This is a genomic window from Oceaniovalibus sp. ACAM 378 (assembly GCF_008085915.1).
In the GTDB taxonomy this organism is placed as follows: Bacteria; Pseudomonadota; Alphaproteobacteria; order Rhodobacterales; family Rhodobacteraceae; genus Oceaniglobus.
Genome location: NZ_VSJK01000038.1, coordinates 1 through 16,025, shown reverse-complemented (window position 1 = coordinate 16,025; position 16,025 = coordinate 1). Strand labels below are relative to the sequence as shown.

The 16,025-nt window shown below is 58.2% G+C and carries 13 protein-coding genes, 1 pseudogene and 1 other annotated feature; of the genes and pseudogenes, 7 read left to right on the top strand and 7 right to left on the bottom strand.

The features are described 5' to 3' along the window. Nucleotides 1-128: 128 nt before the first annotated feature. Nucleotides 129-483, bottom strand: a pseudogene (locus tag FQ320_RS24335) (transposase); the annotation flags it as partial. Between the two features lie 83 nt (nucleotides 484-566). Further along, nucleotides 567-1,112 (bottom strand): helix-turn-helix domain-containing protein, encoded by a 546-nt coding sequence (locus FQ320_RS24330; protein ID WP_148475863.1) that lies wholly within the window; start codon nucleotides 1,110-1,112, stop codon nucleotides 567-569. 155 nt (nucleotides 1,113-1,267) lie between these two features. Here FQ320_RS24330 and FQ320_RS24325 point away from each other — a divergent pair, with 155 nt between their 5' ends. Further along, nucleotides 1,268-1,858 carry a rhodanese-like domain-containing protein gene (locus FQ320_RS24325; protein WP_148475862.1) on the top strand — a complete coding sequence of 197 codons (591 nt, stop codon included), beginning with the start codon at nucleotides 1,268-1,270 and terminating at the stop codon, nucleotides 1,856-1,858. A 934-nt stretch (nucleotides 1,859-2,792) separates the two neighbouring features. Here FQ320_RS24325 and FQ320_RS24320 read toward each other — a convergent pair. Together FQ320_RS24320 and FQ320_RS24315 are read right to left on the bottom strand one after the other, a co-directional pair. After that, a complete protein-coding gene (locus FQ320_RS24320; RefSeq protein ID WP_148475861.1) occupies nucleotides 2,793-3,644 on the bottom strand; it encodes a universal stress protein in 852 nt (283 codons plus the stop codon). A 12-nt stretch (nucleotides 3,645-3,656) separates the two neighbouring features. After that, a complete protein-coding gene (locus tag FQ320_RS24315) occupies nucleotides 3,657-5,153 on the bottom strand; it encodes a SulP family inorganic anion transporter (protein ID WP_148475860.1) in 1,497 nt (498 codons plus the stop codon). Nucleotides 5,154-5,226: 73 nt separating this feature from the next. Then, nucleotides 5,227-5,282, bottom strand: a sequence feature (sul1 is cis-regulatory element that is thought to sense ions involved in sulfur or methionine metabolism; They are found in Alphaproteobacteria). 261 nt (nucleotides 5,283-5,543) lie between these two features. Here FQ320_RS24315 and FQ320_RS24310 point away from each other — a divergent pair. Further along, nucleotides 5,544-6,176 carry a tyrosine-type recombinase/integrase gene (locus FQ320_RS24310; protein WP_148475859.1) on the top strand — a complete coding sequence of 211 codons (633 nt, stop codon included), beginning with the start codon at nucleotides 5,544-5,546 and terminating at the stop codon, nucleotides 6,174-6,176. A gap of 269 nt (nucleotides 6,177-6,445) precedes the next feature. Here the strand turns inward: FQ320_RS24310 and FQ320_RS24305 are convergent, their stop codons facing one another. Next, nucleotides 6,446-6,946: a DUF6647 family protein gene (locus FQ320_RS24305; RefSeq protein ID WP_255509714.1), complete on the bottom strand. Its 501-nt coding sequence runs from the start codon at nucleotides 6,944-6,946 to the stop codon at nucleotides 6,446-6,448. Between the two features lie 60 nt (nucleotides 6,947-7,006). Between FQ320_RS24305 and FQ320_RS24300 the strand changes: the two genes are divergently transcribed. Continuing rightward, complete coding sequence (locus FQ320_RS24300) at nucleotides 7,007-8,308, top strand: winged helix-turn-helix domain-containing protein (RefSeq protein WP_255509713.1); 1,302 nt, start codon at nucleotides 7,007-7,009, stop codon at nucleotides 8,306-8,308. A gap of 7 nt (nucleotides 8,309-8,315) precedes the next feature. Here FQ320_RS24300 and FQ320_RS24295 read toward each other — a convergent pair whose 3' ends face one another. Next, complete coding sequence (locus FQ320_RS24295; protein WP_148475858.1) at nucleotides 8,316-9,356, bottom strand: TRAP transporter substrate-binding protein; 1,041 nt, start codon at nucleotides 9,354-9,356, stop codon at nucleotides 8,316-8,318. A 428-nt stretch (nucleotides 9,357-9,784) separates the two neighbouring features. Between FQ320_RS24295 and FQ320_RS24290 the strand changes: the two genes are divergently transcribed. The 4 genes from FQ320_RS24290 (at nucleotide 9,785) to istB (ending at nucleotide 14,670) form a co-directional block, all read left to right on the top strand. Next, entirely contained in the window at nucleotides 9,785-10,417 is a 633-nt protein-coding gene (locus FQ320_RS24290; RefSeq protein WP_148475857.1) for a tyrosine-type recombinase/integrase, read from the top strand. Between the two features lie 497 nt (nucleotides 10,418-10,914). Next, nucleotides 10,915-11,916, top strand: coding sequence for a sensor histidine kinase (locus tag FQ320_RS24285; protein ID WP_148475856.1), 1,002 nt, complete (start codon nucleotides 10,915-10,917; stop codon nucleotides 11,914-11,916). Nucleotides 11,917-12,415: 499 nt separating this feature from the next. Further along, complete coding sequence (gene istA, locus FQ320_RS24280; RefSeq protein ID WP_148475864.1) at nucleotides 12,416-13,858, top strand: IS21 family transposase; 1,443 nt, start codon at nucleotides 12,416-12,418, stop codon at nucleotides 13,856-13,858. After that, nucleotides 13,855-14,670: an IS21-like element helper ATPase IstB gene (gene istB / locus FQ320_RS24275; protein WP_148475855.1), complete on the top strand. Its 816-nt coding sequence runs from the start codon at nucleotides 13,855-13,857 to the stop codon at nucleotides 14,668-14,670. The genes istA and istB overlap by 4 nt, the downstream gene beginning before the upstream one ends. A gap of 323 nt (nucleotides 14,671-14,993) precedes the next feature. Here istB and FQ320_RS24270 read toward each other — a convergent pair whose 3' ends face one another. Continuing rightward, entirely contained in the window at nucleotides 14,994-15,893 is a 900-nt protein-coding gene (locus tag FQ320_RS24270; protein WP_187394068.1) for a PAS domain S-box protein, read from the bottom strand. Between the last annotated feature and the right edge of the window lie 132 nt (nucleotides 15,894-16,025).

Below are 16,025 nucleotides of genomic sequence, written 5' to 3'. Positions count from 1 at the left end.
ACACGGGAGCCGCATTTGGACCAGGCATGATGTGGCAGCCACCGCGCTGACTACGGACGGAAGCATCATCCCGGTACGGGAATACCCTCGACTGTCTCACCCGCAAACTCGGCCAGAAAAGTCAAACGGGATTGTTGTTCAGCCGATTTGACAGGCACAAAGCGCATCGTCGGCCGTACCGCTGCTTCTGCAATGGCCTCGGCGTCGTTCGCGTCATTCTTCTGACGCTTGACGAATGGCTTCACATAGATGGGTGGGATCAAACGGACATCGTGACCAAGCTTCATGATCTCGCGCCCCCCGGTAGTGCGACGACGCACACGCCTCCATCGCAACGACACAGGGCGGCTGTTCGCTCAGGAACTTCAAGAGCTGACCCCGAGATAATTTCTTACGGAACACGGGTTCGCCTGCCGCCGTCGCGCCATGCGCTTGGAAAACTGATTTTGCCAAATCGACGCCGATCATTGTAACTTTGTTCATGGATGCCTCCTCCACTTTGGTGCTTTCAACATCACCACTATGGCACACTTTGATGCCGGTTCCGGGGTGGGGCATCCACACCATCAGTGGCCAGGAACCAGGCGCGCTTCGATGTCTTCGGGGCGATGGATAATCCGCAACGTTTCCGGGACCATAGCAGATCCAGCCAACGAGGTGCGCCGAGCTCCGCGCTTCGGTTTGGCCTGCCGCAGGGCCTCAATCATCAGCGCTTTCAACCCGCCGCGAGGCTGCGCGTAGATCGCAGCATAGATCGTCTCGTGGCGAACACGTTGACTGGGATCATCGGGATGCATGCGCCGCAGTCTGGCCGCGATCTGCTCTGGCGACCAGCACCAATGGATCAGACGGTTGCGCACCCAGTCGTAGAAAGGAGCCTCGGGCACCAGTTTGCGCCGTCGTCCCGAGCGCAGCTGTGCCGCATCACGAGCCAGCCTCGCCACATGTGGATCATACCCTTCAGGCGTGGCGCCCCGCGTCAGTTCAAGCCCGATGGTGCCGTGATGCCTCCCAAGAAGCCGACCAATCTGACGAAGGCTCGATCCCCGCTTATGTTCTGCAAAGATCACGCCACGTTCCTCGGCGTTCAGGTGCTTGTAGTGTCTTTCCATGGCGACATCCTATGCCCTTCGGGCTGTCGGTGTCGCACTTCAATCTTGAGGCTAAGGGGTTTGCCGGCTTGGGAAAGGTTGAATTGAAGTGACGGAGTACCATTCAACGCCTAAGCTTTCCCTTAGACTAAAGATGCAATCTGGAGGACCAAGTTATGAAAACTCTCGCGTGGATAATCTTCCTGACTCTCTTCACAGCGACAGCGATGGCAGAAAATCAGGTGGGCATCACCAAAGACATGCCATCAGTCACCGTGCAAACAGATAACGGTATGGTGCAGATCGACAGGGTCCAAGACACCAAAAATCAGATAGACGGCGAATGGGCGCTTACATCGCGCCCCTGTCCCGACTTTTGCATTCAACCGCACAGCCCTGCGGAAGGGGTGACCACGATTGGCGAACTGGAATTAATAGAGATGCTCCAGGACCCCGAGGCCGTGGTAGTGGACAGCCGCACCCGTGACTGGTTCGCGGGCGGCACGATACCTGGTGCAATCAACATTCCTTACACCTATGTCGTGGACGAACTTGCACAACTGGGTTGTGAGCCCGATTTCGACGGCTGGGACTGTGCGGAGGCAAAGCCCGTAGCGCTGTTCTGCAACGGTGTCTGGTGCGGCCAGTCGCCCACCGCGATCCGGAACATGATCAAGGCTGGCTACCCTGCGAACCGCATTTTTTATTATCGCGGCGGCATGCAGGGTTGGCGTTTGCTAGGCTTAACCATGATTGGCGGCGAATAACGGCCCAGACCAGTCTTTGGCCAGTTCGCCTACCGCTGCGGCGCAGCTTCTCCAAACCAGCCATTCGTATATTGCGCAGCATTATCTCGGCAGTAGCGCCTATAGTAAGACACAATAGCCAGCCTGGGGATGCCACTTAAATTCGAGCCACGGCTGCACTCGCACATCCCACCCACGCTGCCATATCTAAACCGTAGCCGAAGACATTCACGAGCAAGAAGATCTTGCGGCAGATCACTGAATGTTTCATGTTTTGCCTATTTCTGCGCCGTGAGAAGGGATTCAGTTTTGAAACACGTCATCCAGAAGATCTCTCAAAATGAACGGGACTTTGATCGGCTTTTTATCGAAGAATTTGACATCACCCGCGCGCCACACCGCCTGCGGCCCAACCGGTATGCGCAAATCCAGAAAACCGAGAAACGAAGGTCGTTGGTATCCACGGAGCACAACCCAAAGCGGCAAAAAACTCGCAAAACCCATGCAGTGATTGCCCCCATGAGACCCGTAAACTCGGCCCGCAAAGGCAGAGACAAAGCAAGCCTCCTCGTCAAATCCCCATAGCTACGGCGGTTCCACCAAGCCCAACCCCGCGATTTCCCGCTTGAGCGCTTCTCCGACGCCAAGGAGCGACACGCCTTACTCAATCGCCCCGCGTGGCGTCCGAGAAACCTGCACCAAAGCCGACGTCCAACAGTAATCTTGGATGCTGCGGTGCGGCCCGTCGAAGGAGACATTCATGCATCACGCAGCATTTTGTCTGCCGAAACGTAGGTCAGCGGACTTTGCCGTCGTTGGTAGCAAACTTGTCAGGGTCCGCTTTCACCCGGCGCGTGGATCGACCGCAGCTGACCTCGTCGGTTTCTGGCTCCGTGCCCTTGCAGGTCCTTCGCTATTTCTCCGCCCCCCGTCCTTTGCGAGTTGCAAGCAACCCTCAGCGATACAGCAGGACAGGAATTCTCACTGTCTGGATCATCGCCGTAGTCGTCGATCCGATAATGAGGTGCCTGATCCGGCTAGGGCCGTAGGCACCCATCACCAAAAGATCGAAGCCGTCTTCGGAGATCAGCTTGCCGAGAACCTCCTCGGGCTCGCCAGCGGCGCTGCGGGGTATCGCCGTGATGTCTGCGTCATGAAGCTTTGCCACGGCTTCTTCGGCGATTTTCTGAGCCCGGGCTTCGTCCTGTCCGATGCAGAGGACGCAAATATCGAGATCCTTGAACACTGGGCTTGTCGACATGCGTTCGATGGCGACCTTGGCACTGGCGCTGCCATCGTAGGCGACAAGAACCTTGGAAATCGTCCTGAACTCTCGCGACGCCACGAACACAGGAACCTTGGACGTGCGTACAATGCGTTCCAGATTGGAGCCAAGATGCCCGGACGCAAAATCCGAGCCTTCGCCCCGTTTGCCGATCGTGATTGCGCGGATGTCATTCTCGACCTCGCGGACGGCCTCCAGAAGGTCGCCCTTGCGCAGCTTCAGATTGACGGGCTGAACCCCGTCCTGTTTCAGAATGGTCTTCGCATCCTCCAGAATGGCATGGCCTTTCGCCTGCGCCAGCTTGGCGCGCTGTTCATCCAGCGATGACAGCTCTTTCAGCAGTGCCGACCGCGCGCCGAAGCCGAGGGCCCCGGACAGGTCCGTAGGTGCCGCGCCTTCGCGGCGACCCAGTACGTGCATCGCGTCGACGCCGGCATTCAGTTTCTTCGCGATCCAGGCAGTATGGTGGCAGACGCTTTCGGAATAGGCCGAACCGTCCAGCAGTGCGAGTATCTTGTCCATGTCGTTCCTCCCTCAGTGGTCCATCAACTTGTCCATCGCGCCGGGCTTGTCATGGATGGCAAGCTTGTCGACGAGGGTCTCGGACGCCTCGTTCATGCCGACAACCTGAACATCCGCACCCTCGCGGCGGAACTTGAGGATCGCCATATCAAGCGCCTGAACCGAGCTGATATCCCAGATATGGGCCCGGCTGACGTCAATGATGACACGATCAGGGGCCTCACGGAAATCGAAAGCATCCGCGAAATCCTCGGTCGATCCATAGAACAGCTGACCTTCCAGCACATAGGTCCGTTCGCGCCCGTCGGCGGAGAGCGTTGACGAGATACGAAACAGCTGGGCGATCTTGCGGGCGAAGAAAATGCCGGACAGCAACACGCCGACCAGAACGCCGATGGCAAGGTTGTGCGTATAGACCACAGTGACCACCGTCGCGAGCATCACGATGGAAGACGACCGTGGATGCACCCGCAATGCCTTGATCGAGGACCAAGAGAAGGTGCCGATGGACACCATGATCATGATCGCGACCAGCGCTGGCATCGGGATGCGCGCCACCAGATCGCCAAGGCCCACGACGAGGACTAGCAGGACGACTCCCGCCGTGAAGGCCGAAAGCCGTCCGCGGCCACCGGACTTCACGTTAATGATCGATTGGCCGATCATGGCGCAACCGGCCATTCCTCCAATGAACCCCGTCGCAGTGTTGGCGATGCCTTGACCGATACACTCTTGGTTTCGGTTGGACTTGGTATCGGTCAGATCATCGACGATGTTCTGTGTCATCAGGCTTTCCAACAGGCCGACGACCGCGACGGCGACCGAATAGGGGAGGATGATCATCAAAGTCTCAAATGTCAGCGGTATCTGCGGGATCAGGAACACCGGCAGGGTATCCGGCAAAGCCCCCATGTCCCCCACGGTCCGGACGTCCAGGCCCAGAACCGCCACAGCCAAAGTCAGCACGACGATGGTGACAAGCGGCGACGGCACAGCGGTCGTGATGCGCGGAAAGAGGTAGATGATCGCCAGCCCGACCGCCAAAAGGGCATAGGTCAGCCAACTGACGCCGGGGTTCGTCAGGTTAAGCTCGGGCAGCTGCGCCATGAAGATGAGGATGGCCAAAGCGTTCACGAAGCCCGTCATCACGGATTTCGAGACATAACGCATGAACCGCCCGAGCTTCAGCAGCCCCGCACCGATCTGGAGCAGACCGGCGAGGACCGTGGCCGCGAGCAGATACTCTAGCCCGTAATCCCGCACGAGCGTGATCATCAGGACCGCGGTGGCGGCGGTGGCGGCAGAAATCATGCCGGGGCGGCCGCCCACAAAAGCGATCAGGACCGCGATCGAGAAAGAGGCATATAGACCCACCTTCGGATCAACGCCCGCGATGATGGAAAAGGCGATGGCTTCCGGGATCAGCGCCAGAGCGACGACAAGACCGGCAAGCATATCGCCGCGAATGTTGCCGAACCATTGCTGTCGATAGTCAAAGATTGAGGTCATGAACAGTCCAATACCCTTTGTCGGAATGTCTTTCCCAAGACGGACCGGCAGTGCAATTTGAGCATACTTTAAGGGTTATCCGGCGGATCAGCGGCCGGAAGAGCCACCCGGTATTTCACCGAGTCCAGTCGTTATTGGCACGGCTTAAAAATGATTATTTCAGAAATCTCAAGGGGCAACGCAACGTTTCCGGTTACTTGGAAGGTCAATAAGGGAACAATGCCCCAATTTCGATCAGTGTGATCCTGAAAGCACTCATTCGCGCAAGGTGCAGCGTTGGTCTATCTGGGCTCGGAGCTGACCTCCGATGCGCCCAGCTTTTCATGATATAGTGCAGTGTCAACGTCGGGTTGTCGATGTGGGAGGGCATGGCGGATCGGAGGAACTGTCATGCAAACACCAAACTTACCGGCCATTCGCACACGTCGCCCCGCGTGGAATAAGGGGCGCATCGTTGGTCAAAAGCGACCACTGAAGCCCAAACATGTCTGGGCGATCCGTGTCAGGCTGGAACTGGCCGAGAACCATCGCGATCTGGCTCTGTTCAATATGGCCATTGATAGCAAATTGCGCGGGTGTGATCTTGTCCGCATGAAAGTCGTCGATGTCATGGCTTCTGGACAGATCAAGAAACGGGCATCGGTGCTGCGAAGCAAAACCCAAAAACCGGTGCGGTTCGAGATTTCCGAAGGCACTCGCGCCTCGGTGGGGAAGTGGATGAAAGATCCGTTGATGGTCGGATCCGAATATCTCTGGCCGGGGCGCTTTCACGAGCGGCTTCATATCTCAACGCGCCAATATGCCCGCATTGTGCGGGAATGGGTTTCGTCCATCGGGCTTGAAGTGACCGCCTATGGCACCCATTCGATGCGACGCACGAAGGTCACCCAAATTTATAAGAAGACGGGCAACTTGCGTGCCGTGCAGCTTCTGCTGGGGCATACGAAGATGGACAGCACAGTTCGTTATTTGGGCGTTGAACTTGAAGACGCGTTAGCAATTTCGGAAGCCATTGAAATCTAAGCGTTAGGGCCGTTCAACAAGGACGGCCCAGAGCCGACTTCCAAGACTATTCAAGATGCTGCGATGCGGCGCGTCATTGCCGCCATTCATGCAAAGCGCAGCATGCTGGAGTTTCAAACGTCGGTCAGCGGGATTTTGCTGCCTTTCCGAATTTCAGTGAGCCCCGTATCGGGCGCCTCACTTTAAGACCAATGGTCGAACTGAGGAGACAACTTTTATACATCTCCTTCATGTAAATCTCGCGAAGACGACGTTATCTTCACGACTATCTAATAAGCGCAGGTGGTGCCGACGAGCAGGGTTGCGGCGTCGATGCCGAAGGCGCTCTCGAGGCTTTCGCCGAACAGCGCGAGCCAGGCGTCTTGGGCGCGGTATGCGGTTTTCTCACGCTCTGCTGGGCAAGCAAAACGCATTTCCGCGACAGACTGAAGGTGGTGAGCCATCTCATGGACAAGCACCGAGAGTTCGGCAGGCGAGCGCCCCGTCCAGCCATCAGACAAATATATGGTGCGGTCGCCATAATCATAAACAGCGACAACCACACCGGGCGGCACGCTTGCATTTGGGCCATAGCGCATCGCAACCAGCGCAGAGTCCGTCACGGTGAACAGCGCGGGCGCTTCTGCCGGGGCGGGCAGATCAAAATTGGCCGTGAGCCATAGCGCGATCGTGTCCAGAAGAGGTGGCGCCTCGCGCGTTTCTGCCGCGACCGGAGGCGCAGCGGCCAATAAGAGGCTGACGATAGTGGATCTTATGACAGGGAAAAGCATGTTGGGCTCCTTAGGCAAGGACATGCATCAGGTTCGCCCGGTTGCCGCCTGGGGTCATGAATGAACCCTGAAAGAAGTCTGAAATTGTGCTATAAGTCTCTCAGTAAGTTCTGGAACCGGATTATGGACGCCTCAGGTGCCCTTCGCTTCGGCGGCTTCGTCCTGAACCGCGCACGTGGCTCCCTGCAAGACGGGAGGGGCGCGGACCTGTTCTTGCGGCCGAAGTCCTACCGGGTGCTTGAAGCCCTGTGCAAGCGTCGCGGACAGCTTATGAGCAAGGATGCACTGATCCAGGAAGCCTGGCCGGATGTATTCGTAACCGATGATTCACTGGCGCAGTGCGTGAGCGAGATACGGCGCGCGCTTGGGAGTGACGGCGCCGGGCTTGTGCGTACCGTGCCGCGCAGGGGATACATGCTGGTGGCGGATGAGCCTGCGAACAGGGAACCAGTTTTCAAAAAATGGGGCCCGAACCTTTGGCTTGCACGGGCGGGTGGGCTTGCCGCGGCTATCGTGATGGCGGCGGTTACCTTCTGGTGGGCACAACCCCGGGATAAGCCGACATCTGAAAGCGCGGTGGCGGCGTCGCCCGCGGAGCAAGCTGATGCGTTGCTGTTCGCGCGCGACTGGCGACGGCGCGAGGATAACGAGCAGGCGCGGAGGCTGCTTGAGACGGTGGTTGCCGATGCGCCAAGTGATGCAGAAGCATGGGCGCGCCTTGGGTTGACTTACTGGCTGGAAGTCCAACACCTCTCCTGGGGTGGGGGACGGCGCGAGATGACCCGGGCGCTGGCACTGGTTGAAAAGTCGATTTTGCTCGGCGGCAGCGCGCAGTCGCATCGTCTGCTGGCCGAGATGCGTCTGCTCGCGCCATTCCCTGATATGCGTTCGCCGATCGACGCGCTTGCGAGCGCGCGTGCGGCAGTGGCGATTGAGTCTGGCGATCCCGACAACCTCGTTGTGCTGGCTCACGCACTGGCACTGACCGGCCACGCAGGCGACGCGGTTCGAACCATCGAGCGCGCGCGACGTCTCGGTCCGTACTCACCCGCCTGGCACCGACAGATCGCTGGTCTCAGCTATTTGCTGGCGGGGAAACCCGCGCGCGCTATCGAGGAGTTCGGCCCGCTTTACGGCGCTGGAACATTCGCAAGCGCCCGGTGGTGGCCGGGCTGGCTGTTCGCCGCAAGCCTTGCGCAGGTCGGCCGGGTCGAGGAGGCCGCTATGGTCGTCCATGGCGCGCAAGGGCGCCGCCCCGAGCGCAGTGTCGCCGCCGTGGCGCATTCCTTTGTCGGCTTGTCCGAAGGCCCGGGACTCGACATTTTGCTCGATGGGCTGAGGCTCGCGGGTATGCCGGATTGATTTTCACTCACTTTGTCTGGGCGTGGTCCGTCCAGTCGTCATAGGTGTCGCGGAAACTCAGGTAGCTCTCCCACGCATCGGCGAGCAGGCGATCAAGGGCAACCTCTTCTGCGATCACCTCATCCCAGGCCCGTTTCAATTCTGCGAGAATATCCAAGGGCCATGCGTGAAGTTCCACGCCGTCCGCGCGAAACCCCGCCAGAGCCTCGATTTGCTGCAGTACCGCGTCTGTCGCGGTCCAGGTCAAAGTTTCGCTGCATGCAGCCGCCAGCACGGCCTTGTTCTGATCGCTCAGCGCGACCCAGGTCCTCATCGGCAGGAGAACTTCAAGCGAGGTGACCGGCTGTTGCCAGGCCGGGAAGTAAAGATGCTTTGCAAGCTTCGCGATGCCGAGTTCGGCGTCTATGGAGGGGAGCGAAAATTCCGCACCATCAATCAAGCCGCTGCTCAGCGCCGCGCGAATTTCCTCGGCCGGAAGCTCGTAGGTGACGACGCCAAGCTTTTTCAATACCCGGGCGCCGTAGCCGAAACTGCGCATGGAGAGACCGTCAAGGTCCGCGGCGCTCTGGATTGGCTCCACGAACCAACCGCCGCTTTCCGCAGGCAGGATTCCGCAATAGAGGCTCTTCAGCCCATGACGCGTATAAATTGCCTCGAGTGCTTCTGTACCGCCACCTGTCTGCATCCAAGCTGTGAACCCAGCCGTATCCGGCCCAAATGGAATGCCGGAGAAGATTGTCAGGGCAGGATCCTCGCGATGATGATGACCGGCCGAGCCCCAAACTGCGTCAATGAGTTCCGTTTCCAGTGCGGCAAAGGTTTCCTGATCAAGCACCAGCCTGTCGTAGACCTCGATGATGAAGCTCCCCCGGGACAGCCGCCGCACTGTTTCAGCAAAACGCTCGCCAGCCTCACCGAACAGCTTGGGGTAGAGCAGGCTGTTCATGCGCCATCGAAGGATGTCTTGCTGTCCGGCCACCGGAGCCGCAAACAGACAGGTTATGAAAGCGATCGTCAGAGGGAACAGATAACTACGAAGAGCTTGCATGATTCTACCACCATTAGTTGACGGGGATGCAACACGGCGATTGCCCTAAAGGTAACACGGCACAGCTCGCATGTATTCCTTCACCGCACATGCAACCAAATTTGACCGATGACCTGCGCTGTCCAGCCTGGTTTGCCAAGTTGGACCAGTCGGACCAGTCGGACAGTCTGCTTCAAGGAAGGCTGCCCACTTGATAGGAAACGCGGTGAGCGTCTCCATTTTTCGATCAAGTTCGAAGAAACACCTCGAATGACACTGGGGTATAGGCCGATCGCGCGGATCAACAGGCAATTACGACCCAGACTTTACAAAGCCCGCTTTCTGCGCTTCGCAGCCGACCTCGGATGCAGCGCAGCACCTTGTGTTAAAGTGTGGTGTCAACGTCGGGTTGTCGATTTGGGAGGGCATGGCGGATCGGAGGAACTGTCATGCAAAAACCAAGCTTACCAGCCATTCGTGCGCTTCGCCCTGCTTGGAACAAGGGCCGCATCGTTGGGCAAAAGCGACCGCTCAAGCCCAAACATGTCTGGGCGATCCGCGTTCGGCTTGAGCTGGCTGAGAACCAACGCGACCTGGCGCTGTTCAATATGGCCATCGACAGCAAGCTGCGTGGCTGCGATCTGGTCAAGATGAAGGTCGTCGACGTCATGGCGTCCGGCCAGATCAAGGAACGGGCTTCCGTTCTTCAGAGCAAGACCCAGAAACCTGTCCGGTTCGAGATTTCAGAAGGCACTCGGGTCTCGGTGGCGAAATGGATGCAAGACCCGCTCATGATAGGGTCCGAATATCTCTGGCCCGGACGTTTCCACGAACGTCTTCACATTTCGACACGGCAATACGCTCGGATCGTTCGTGATTGGGTGGCATCAATCGGTCTCGATGCAAGCGCCTATGGCACCCACTCGATGCGCCGAACGAAAGTAACGCAGATCTACAAAAAGACGGGAAACCTGCGCGCCGTCCAGCTTTTGCTTGGGCATACCAAAATGGACAGCACTGTTCACTATCTTGGTGTCGAGCTCGAAGACGCCCTCGCCATCTCAGAGGCCATTGAAATATAGACAGCTGGGCCGTCTTCATGGACGGCCCGAAGCCGACTTCCGCTGACCACTTCGATGCGGCGCCGCAGCTTCACCAGACCGGCCATTCGTGCATCGCGCAGCATTTTCCAAGTGTGAGTGAGGGCAGTGCGGACCTTCCGGACTTTCGCCGCACATGCGTAGTCTTCGCTGCGTGTGCGAGGGCGTCCGGGAGAAAGGGCGGACACCGGACTGATGGAGACGAAGCGCTTCCATCGATGGAACATGGAGAATATAGGCAGTTCAAACATGCCTCAGCCGTGATCGCCTCTTTTCGCGAGAGGCAGTAGACTTTACACGTGGAACGCATTCGACCATTGAGATGGAGTTGACTACTACATTTATGCCCTCGTTCTCAGATCACTTGATTGACGCAACGCATCTGTAAAACTGAAAAATATGCAGGTAAGTTTCAATCTTGGGGCGATTAAAGAACTCTTTAGAGACCGAGAGCACATTCGCTATGATGAGGAGCAATCATGCTGTCCAGAGAATTTGACCACACGAATTGGGGATATAAACAGCTTCGCGCTGCTGTCGATGCGGCAGGCGTCGCATTGTGGTCATGGGATATAAACACGGACACTTTTACTATGGACCCGCATGGCTACGAGCTATGGGATGTGCCACGGGGGCAGGCACTGACTTTCGAGCGTCTCTCGGAGAAAATCCATCCCTCAGATCGAGATCGCGTCAGGGAGGCCTTCTCGGCCACGAAGGCCGTCAAAGGTGCCTATGAGATTGACTTCCGCACGCTTTTGAACGGTGACGTACGCTGGATATCCGCGCGTGGTCATAGCGCAGATATCGACATTGATGGACAGGCAATGACGGGAATTTTCATAGATATCAGCGGGAGGAAGCACGCCGAGGAAGGTAATGAGCTTTTAGCTGGTGAAATGAGCCACCGGGTTAAGAACCTTTTAGCAATAGCGGCCGCTTTGACAAAGATGACCTCCCGATCATCAAGTTCGACAGAAGACATGTCAAAGCAGCTGACACACCGACTGATTGCCTTGGGGCGCGCACATGATCTGGTGCGTCCTTTGCCTGGAAGCCAGGGTAAGGCGGCGCTGCTCGGCGATCTTTTCACCGTGCTGCTCTCGCCTTATGACGATGATGGTGCCTTCGCGGGCCGGATTAGGGTTGCCGTGCCGCGCATGGGTATTGGAGAAGCAGGAGCGACAGGACTGGCCCTCATTGTGCATGAACTTGCCACGAATTCGCTGAAGTATGGAGCACTGTCATCCGAGGTCGGGACGCTTGATATTTCGGGATCACAGGAGGGCGACGACGTTAGCATCATCTGGAAAGAGCACGGCGGCCCGACTGTCACCGCACCGCTGAAAGGCGACGGCTACGGGAGCAAACTGATCCGCCAGACCATGGAAGCCCAGTTCGGTGGTGAGATAATCTATGACTGGCCCGCCGACGGACTGATCGTCACTCTGTTGGTTAGCGTCGATCAGCTTTCAACTTAGTCCTCTAAACCATCTCGTACTGGACCGATAACGTTCAAAGGGCTGCAACAGTAAAGCTGCGCTACCCGGCACGTTTGCTTGGTCTGCTCCCTGAGATGCCCACACAGAGGAATACTGTGGGAAGCAAAATGGTCTTTCCGCGCATGCCGCACTGCGGCAGACTATAGGGGTTGGATAGCGGCGTTGGGCTCACCCGACCTCAGGCACCCATGCTGCAACCGCGAGAGCCCTATTCCTCATCGCGGTCAAGAGGGCTCTGAGCGGGCCGCCGCACCGCAGTGTTGAGCGACAACCATCATGACCGGTGCCGACAACCACGTTGGCTGGTGGGGCTGAACGGAAGACGGGCATGCCCGTCTGGAGGGCAGCCCCACCAGCCTGATTGATTTCGGGGGTAGGTGCTGGTCGCTGCGGGTTGGTAAGCCGGGGCTCTCTGCCATCAAACGGAGGACCCGGGTTGGCCTACAAACCCATCACCGACCAGCAATTGAGATTATATATGACCGACCTCCAAAATCACAGCCAGCGCACAGCGGCTGCCCGCGCCGGGTTCAGCGAACGGACCGCCCGGCGCTTCGATGTCGACCCGACACCGCCTTCGCAGCGCAAGATCGTTCACGGGCGCACGGTGGCCGATCCCCTTGAAGGCTATTGGGATACCGACCTTCTTCCCTTGCTGGAGAAGGACAGTGCGTTGCAGGCCGTCACCCTGTTGCGCCACCTTCAGAGCGAGCATCCGCTGGCCTTCCCCGACGATCGTATTCGGCGCACCCTGGAGCGGCGGGTGCGGCAGTGGCGGGCGCTGATGGGCCCCGAGCGCGACATCATCTTCCGCCAGACGCCCGAGCCGGGATACATGGCCCAGTCTGACTTCACCCATGCCGAGGAGCTGCGGGTGACGATCGCCGGCCAGCCGTTCCAGCACCTGCTCTACCACTTCGTCATGGTCTACAGCCGCTGGGAACATGTCGGCGTGGTCCTCGGTGGGGAAAGCTTCACAGCCCTTGCCGAGAACCTGCAGCAAGCCCTCTGGTCGCTGGGCGGCGTGCCGCAAAACCACCGGACCGACAGCCTCTCGGCCGCATTCCGCAACCTGACCGCCGATCAGCGTGAGGACATCACCAAGCGCTATGATGCCTTCGTCGGCCATTACGGCATGGACGCCAGCCGCAACAACCGTGGTGAGGCCCACGAGAACGGGGCGGTGGAATCCCAGAACCGACATCTCAAGAAAGCCATCGAACAGGCACTGATCCTGCGCGGCAGCCGCGACTTCGCAACGATTGAAGATTACCGGCGCTTCATCGACACGCTGGTTGCTGCCGTTCAGGCGGAGCGGACGCATTTGAAGCCTCTGCCACAGCGGCGCACCACCGACTTCACCGAGATTGTGGTGCCGGTCACCCGGACAGGCGGCTTTTTGGTCAAAAGCATCTTCTACAGCGCCCCATCGCAGCTGATCGGGCAGCGTCTGCGGGTTCACCTCTACGATGATCGCATCGAGGCGTTTCTCGTTGGCACCCTCGTCGTGACCCATCCCCGGGGCCGCGGGCGCGACAATGGGCATCGCCTTCATGTCATCAACTACCACCATGTCATCCACGCCCTGCGGCGCAAACCGCAAGCCCTGTGGGGTTCGATCTACCGCGACAGCCTGTTCCCCCGCACCGAATACGCTGAAGCCTGGAAGGTATTGCAGCGCGATCTGCCAAGGCGGGACGCCTGCCGCCGGATGGTCGATCTGCTGTTCATCGCCCATGAACAGGCCTGTGAGGCGGAGTTGGCATATTTGATCTCGGCAGACCTCGACGCGGGTCGCGTGCCGGAGCCCGGAGCACTGGTGTTGCTGCTGGCTCCAAAGGCCACAGTATTGCCGAGGGATGTCGCTGTCGCCCATCCCTCTCTGGACAGCTTCGATGCTCTCCTTGGGGCAAGCGCATGACCGCCCGCGAGATCGACATCCACACGCTGCCCAGCATGCTGACCGCGCTGCGGCTGCCAAGCTTCCACAAACTATGGGCCGAGATTGCCACCCGCGCCGACACCGAAGGCTGGCCTGCCGCCCGTTTCCTGGCCGTGCTGGCGGAATATGAACTGGCCGAGCGCGACATGCGTCGTATCCAGCGGCACCTGAACGAGGCGCAACTCCCGGCCGGCAAGACACTGGCAACCTTCGACTTCAAGGTCCTGCCAACCTTGCCGCGCGCCCGCGTCGAGGCTCTGGCGGCAGGCGACTGGCTGGACGGCGGCGGCAACCTCATCGCCATTGGCAATTCCGGCACCGGCAAGACCCACATCCTCTGCGCCATTGGTCACGCCCTGGTCGAGGCAGGACACCGCGTCTTCTACGCCCGGACCAGCGATCTGGTGCAGAGACTTCAAGCCGCCCGCCGCGATCTCATTCTCGAGGCCGCCCTCGCCAAACTCGACAAGTTCGACCTGATCATTCTCGACGACATCACCTACGCCCACAAGGATCAGGCCGAAACCGGCGTCCTCTTCGAACTGATCGCTCGGCGCTACGAATACCGCAGCATTGCCATTGCCGCCAACCAACCCTTCAGCGGTTGGGATCAGATCTTCCCCGACAAGGCCATGACCGTCGCGGCCATCGACCGTCTGGTTCACCACGCGACGATTTTGGAAATGAACGCCGAAAGCTTCCGCCAGCGTGTGGCGACCGCCAACAAGAAGGCTCAGGCCGAAACGCCAGCGACAACCATCACCGACAACCACAACGAAGGAGAAAGCTGAGCCAGAACACTCAAACTTACGCCAACCTCGGCGGCCTCAAAACCGGCCAAGATGGTTGACGGTCCCGGACAAGGTGGTTGACGCGCTACACCGCAGAACGAAAACATGGTTTCGCAGCCGGTTGGAGGTCCGCTTATGAAGTCCGCGCCCGCTGAATTTGTGATTGCAGCGAATTCACACTCTCCGCCCTGACTGCCGGTCGGCGCGACTGGCCCACGGACCAAAGCTGCCGTCCCCCCGTCATGCGGTGCTGCGCCACAAGACCCGCCGTTCATGCGTAACGCAGCATTCTGGAAACTTAACCGAAGTGATGGCAGATCATTCTACTCTGTCAATCGTGCGAGAGGCGCGCTTAGATACCAACGAAGGCCGTTAGGATCGTAATCACGGTGTGTCTTTCCCGAAGTCATACTTTCGAGAATAGGGCCTGTAACTTGAGAACCAAAGCCTTTCCTTGTCGGTGCGGTGACTGGCGGACCACCTGTTTCAACCCAAGAAATTTCGATATTCGGAGCTACTTGTTCGGTAATCGCCCAAGACAGAGCTACCGAGCCAGTTTCCTGCGACAAACCTCCATACTTAGCGGCGTTTGTAACCAACTCGAAAATCGCCATACCCACAGCTTGTGACGCGGACTCATTTGTGTGTACAGTCGGACCACTTATCGTGACACGGGGATCTGCGGGATCGATCAGATGTGCAAATTGCTTATGGGCAAGCGTTTCCAAATCAACATGACTTCCCTGACTATTGATTAAGATATCTTGGTTTGATGTCAGACTTTCCAAGCGTTTGTTAAACACTGCAAAAAAATCCGGTCCTTCGTACATGCGACCCGTCTGCCGAGCAATAACCTGAACTATCGCAAGCAGGTTCTTGGACCGGTGGTTAACCTCCTGCAACAGGGTTTGGATATGGGCCTCAGATGCTTTGCGGGCGCTAATGTCACTGTAGGTCGCGACGAATCCGGTATATTCTTGTGATACGTCGTGGATGGCCGAAATGCTCCTTTCCACCTGCATTCGCTGACCATTCTTATGCAGTCTCTCCGTCTCACTTCTGACGGTTTCGCCGGACGCAATGCGCCGCATATCGTCCGAAACATTCGTCAAATCTTCTGGCGGTACCAAAATCTCATCAAATCTCTGACCAATAACTTCGGCTTCAGAATAGCCGAAAAGTTGCTCAGCAGCAGGGTTCCATGCGCGGATGGTCCAGTCCATGCTCACAGGGCAATCGCGTTTGGCTCACGCGTCTTACAGCCCATTGAGAACGCTGCATAAGAATGCCTCATCCCAGCCAGCTCGCTTGAGTTTGATGCTGAGAGAGCCTTTGGATGTGTCGCGTCGGACGAC